Raw genomic sequence first — 1,910 nt, 5'->3', positions numbered from 1 at the left:
GACAGAACCAGCTCATGCTCGCCGTCCGGCAGGAAAGACGCCCGCGCGTCACCCTCGACATCCGCGGCCATCGCCTCCAGAACGGAGCGGTACATGTCCACGATCCGCCGACCATGGACCCGCGCGAGGTCACGGGTGTTGGCCTGCAGCGCGACCTTGCTCGGCGATGCGGTGATGCTCAGCGCGAACTCGGTCACGCCGTTGCCGAAGCTTCCGCTGGCGTCCACCTTCTCGGTGTCCACGTGATGGAAGTTCTGATAGTTGAAGAGGGAGTCGATGAGACGGCCGACGCCGGCCTCGCGCTGGATCTCCGGCATCGGGAAGCGGCGGTGGCCCCACAGCTCCACCTCCCGAGCGAAAGTACGCTCGACAAGCTCACGCCAGGTACGCGCGTCCCGGTCGACCGGAACGGGCAGGGTGTTGAGGTACATGCCGTACACCCGGTCGGCACCCGACACCTCCGGCCGAGCGTCGCACACCAGGCCGGTGTGGAAAGCCGACTCGTCGGTGAGCATGCTCATCACCTTGAGATGAGCCGCGAGCAGCACACTCTTGAACGAGGCGTTCGCCGCGGACGCCACGGCGCGCAGACCGCTCTCGAGGTCCGCGGTGGAGACGTCCAGCGCGTACTCCTCACCCCCGCCCTCGGCGGTGCCCTCCCAGCCGGACGGCAGGGCGAACGGCACGTAGTCGGCCACGATGCCGCGCCAGTAGGCGCGGTCCTCGTCGGAGGCGAGGGATTCCAGCTCGCCGGCGATGAAGTCCGCGTAGCGGACGTCGGGCGCGTCGTAGGGCTCGGGCTCCAGGCCGTCACGCAGCCGCATGTAGCAGCCGATGAGCTCCATCAGGAGCGATTCATTGCTCCAGCCCTCGGTGATCGCGTGGTTCTGCGTGACGCCAAGACGCCAGCCGCCCTCCTTCTCCAGGAAGACGGTGAAGCGCAGTTGAGGAGCCGTCTGCAGGTCGAAGACCGTGTCACGGTCGGCGATCACCAGCTCGTAGAGCGCCTGATGACGCGCGGCGTCGTCCAGGTGCCGCAGGTCGTGCACGATGACGGGGATCTCGGCCCGCGCGTGGACGAGCTGCAACGGCAGCGAGCAGGAGGAGAAGTCGAAGGACGTCCGCAGGACATCGTGCCGCTCCGCCACCACGGCCGCGGCCTTGCGCAGCGCCTCGGCCGAGAACGGCTTGTCGTCACGCACCCAGTGGGAGGCCGATCCGTGGTACGTGTTGCGGTCGGTGTCCGCCAGCATCTCGACGACCATGCCGGTCTGCACCTGGGACAGTGGATAGGCGTCCACCACCCCGGTCGGCAGCTTGGCCCGGTCCTCGTCGCTGATCAGCGCGAACGGCTCGACGCCCCGTACCTTCGTCTCCTCCGCCGCCGGGGCCTTCGTACCGGCTACGGCCTCGCACAGGGCGGCGATCGTACGACACCGGAAGATCTGCTGAATCGTCGCGTCGAACCCGATGGCGCGGAGGGCGCCGACGAGCGTGACAGCACGGATGGAGTCGCCGCCGAGGTCGAAGAACGAGTCCTCGACACCGACCCGCTCCAGCCCCAGGACCTGGGACCACACCGATGCCACTCCCATTTCGACCAGCGTCCGCGGCGCGACGTACTCGCTCCTGGCGAAGGCGTCCTGCTCGGGGGCGGGCAGGGCCCGCTTGTCGAGCTTGCCGTTCGGGGTCAGCGGCAGCGCCTCCAGCTCCACGAAGGCGGCCGGGACCATGTACTCGGGCAGAGCACGACCCAGCTCGGCGCGGAGAACGGCAAGATCGACCGTGGCACCGGGAGCGGAGACGAAGTACGCGACCAGACGCTTGTCACCCGGCGTGTCCTCGCGGACGATCACCACCGCGTCGCGAATGCCGGCGTGTGCGGAGAGGGCGGTCTCGATCTCACCCAG

The 1,910-nt window shown here is 68.5% G+C and carries 1 protein-coding gene; it reads right to left on the bottom strand.

What is annotated here, in order from left to right:
• The coding region (locus ACFYZZ_RS45360) for a condensation domain-containing protein (RefSeq protein ID WP_389189970.1) at positions 1-1,910 on the bottom strand (1,910 nt) is incomplete at both ends.

Origin of the sequence: Streptomyces sp. NPDC001816 (assembly GCF_042892235.1) — a bacterium.
Taxonomy (GTDB): domain Bacteria; phylum Actinomycetota; class Actinomycetes; order Streptomycetales; family Streptomycetaceae; genus Streptomyces.
Note: the sequence above shows the minus strand (reverse complement) of the source record. Positions and strands in the feature narration are given on the sequence as shown.